The 2,434-nt window shown below is 78.8% G+C and carries 3 protein-coding genes; 1 reads left to right on the plus strand and 2 read right to left on the minus strand.

Features of this window, described 5'->3' with window-relative positions:
- On the plus strand, positions 1 to 851 hold an 851-nt coding region (locus tag AC1MIR_RS19165; RefSeq protein WP_480029786.1), incomplete at its 5' end, for a putative bifunctional diguanylate cyclase/phosphodiesterase.
- A 9-nt stretch (positions 852 to 860) separates the two neighbouring features.
- Here AC1MIR_RS19165 and AC1MIR_RS19170 read toward each other — a convergent pair.
- On the minus strand, positions 861 to 2,021 hold the full coding sequence (locus AC1MIR_RS19170) for an EAL domain-containing protein (RefSeq protein WP_480029787.1): 1,161 nt from the start codon (positions 2,019 to 2,021) through the stop codon (positions 861 to 863).
- Positions 2,018 to 2,434: hypothetical protein (locus tag AC1MIR_RS19175; RefSeq protein ID WP_480029788.1), on the minus strand; the 417-nt coding region annotated here is incomplete at its 5' end. The genes AC1MIR_RS19175 and AC1MIR_RS19170, both read right to left, overlap by 4 nt.

The raw sequence follows: 2,434 nt of genomic DNA on the forward strand, positions 1-2,434 counted from the left end.
GCCGCGGCCGCGGCATGCTGTTCACCGCCGACCAGGAGGAACGCCTGGTCGAGCGGCGCCGGCTGGAGGAGGACCTGCACCAGGCGGTGCAGGCCCGGCAGATCGTGCTGGCCTACCAGCCGAAGTTCCGCCTGCGCGACGGCGGGCTCGACGGGGTGGAGGCGCTGCTGCGCTGGCAGCACCCCGAGCGCGGCTGGATCCCGCCGGGCCTGTTCATCCCGGTCGCCGAGGAGACCGGGCTGATCCACAAGCTGACCGGTTTCGTGCTGGACGAGGCCTGCCGCCAGGCGCTGCGCTGGCGCGCGGAAGGGCTCGAGGTGCCGGTGGCGGTGAACCTCTCCGCCTCCGAGTTCGGCGCCGGGCAGGGGGCGCGGCTGGTGCAGGAGGCGCTGGGGGCGACCGGCGGCGATCCGCGCCTGCTGGAGGTGGAGGTCACCGAAGGCGTCTTCCTGCGCAAGGCCGAGCGCGCCGCGGCCGAGGTCGCGGCGCTGCGCAAGCTCGGCGTGCGGGTCGCGCTCGACGATTTCGGCACGGGCTATTCCTCGCTGGGCTACCTGCAGCACCTGCCCTTCGACGTGATCAAGGTGGACCGGCAATTCGTGGACCGCATCGAGGAGGCGGGGCCGAGCCTGCATATCGTGGATGCGGTGATCCGCCTGGCGCATGGCCTCTCGGCCAAGGTGGTGGCGGAGGGGGTGGAACGGCGCGGTCAGCTGCAGGCGCTGGCGGCGCTGGGCTGCGACCAGGCGCAGGGTTTCTTGCTCAGTCGCCCGCTGGCGCCGGAAGCGCTGCCCGCCCTCATCGCCCGCCGCCGCCCCGGCCAGGACGTGACGACGCTCGAGGCCGCGTAGCCGGGCCGCCTACACGCCCCGCCGGCGGCGCTCGATCAGCGGGCCCTGGAACAGGCGGATGCCGGCTTCCCAGCCCCAGGCGATCGCCGCGGGGCGGTCCACGCCGGCCAGCACCAGCCGGTCGGACGCGGCCTGCAGCAGCCGGCGCACGGCCTCGGGGATGGCGGAGGGCAGGTCAGGCGACCAGCGCAGCCGCACCATGTCGAGCCCGAGCCGCTCCGGCGGCAGCAGCGCGATCAGCCCGGGCGTCGCGTCGTCGAGCGCAAGCCGGAAGCCGCGCTGGCGCAGCAGCGGCGACAGGCGGCGGACCCCGCGCGGATCGGCCAGCACGTCGAAGGGGCGCAGGCCGATGATCACCTCGGCGCGGCGCCCGGCCGGCAGCGCCTCGGCGAAGCGGGCGAAGATGCCGCCCTCCAGCGTCGCCGGCGCCAGCGGCAGCCCCACCGGGCGCCAGGCGAGCTGCGCCGCGGGCCGTGCCATCTCGATCAGCATCCGCCCCTCCGCCATGCGGCCGAGGCGGCGCAGCAGGCCGGGCGCGGCGTCGAGGTCGCGGCCGGGCAGCACCAGGGCGTTGAGCGCCGGCCAGGAGATGCGCCGATCCTCCCAGACCGGCTGGGGCGCGCCGCCGTCCGGGTCCAGCCGGCAGACCGACTGGGCGAGCGTGACGGGCTCGAGATCGGCCGCCGCCAGGGCGCGCTCGGCCGCGGCGAGCTCGGCGCTGTCCAGCGGCGCGAAGGGACCGTCGGCCGGCGCGGTCTCGGCAGGCTCGACCGGTTCCATGCCGAGGCTCTCCGCCGCGGCGCTCAGCAGCCGCGCGGCTTCCTCGGGCAGGCGCAGCCGGCGGACCGCGCCGGCCGAGGCCGCATCCAGGCTGCGCAGCAGCGCCGCCTGCGCCTCCTCCAGCGCAGGGGCGGGCACCCGCGCCACCGCGACGACATCGCCATTCGGCAGGTCGAAGATGTTGGCGCGCGCGGCGGCGAGCGCGCCGTCCAGCGCATCGCGCAGCAGGCGCCGGTGATGCGGGCGGCGCAGCGCCGGGGCGAGGGCGGCGAGGCGCAGATGCAGCACCTCCCGCGCCGCATCGGCCGCGACGCTCTCGCGCACCAGCGTGGCGAGCTCGATCGCGGCGCGCGTGCTCGCGCGGCCTCCGGCCTCGCGCAGTGCCGTCACGCCGCGACGCCCTCGACCTGGGCGATGCCGGGCGCGGCGGCGACGCGCCGCGCCGCGTCGTCCTCCGCCCCGGCCAGCACGATCCGCGCGGGAGCGAGCGCGGCGAGCGCGGCGCGCGCATCCGGGGCGGCGCGGCCCGCCGACCAGCGCAGCCGCCGCAGCGCCGGCGGCCGGGCGCGCGGGGCGCGCAGGGCGAGGCCGGGGGCGTCCAGCCCGTCGAGCTCCAGGCCGATGCCCGATGCCGCGAGCCGGGCGCGCCGGGCCTCCAGCGCCGCGGGGTCGGCGGCGGCGGCAAGCGGCAGGGTCGCCACCAGCATCCCCGGCGGGGCGGTCGCGGGGGGGCGGGGGGGGGGGGGGGGGGGGGGGGGGGGGGGGGGCGCCCCCCGGGGGGCGGCCCGCGGCGCCGCGCGCGC

This window comes from Falsiroseomonas sp. RANM36, from assembly GCF_056682175.1.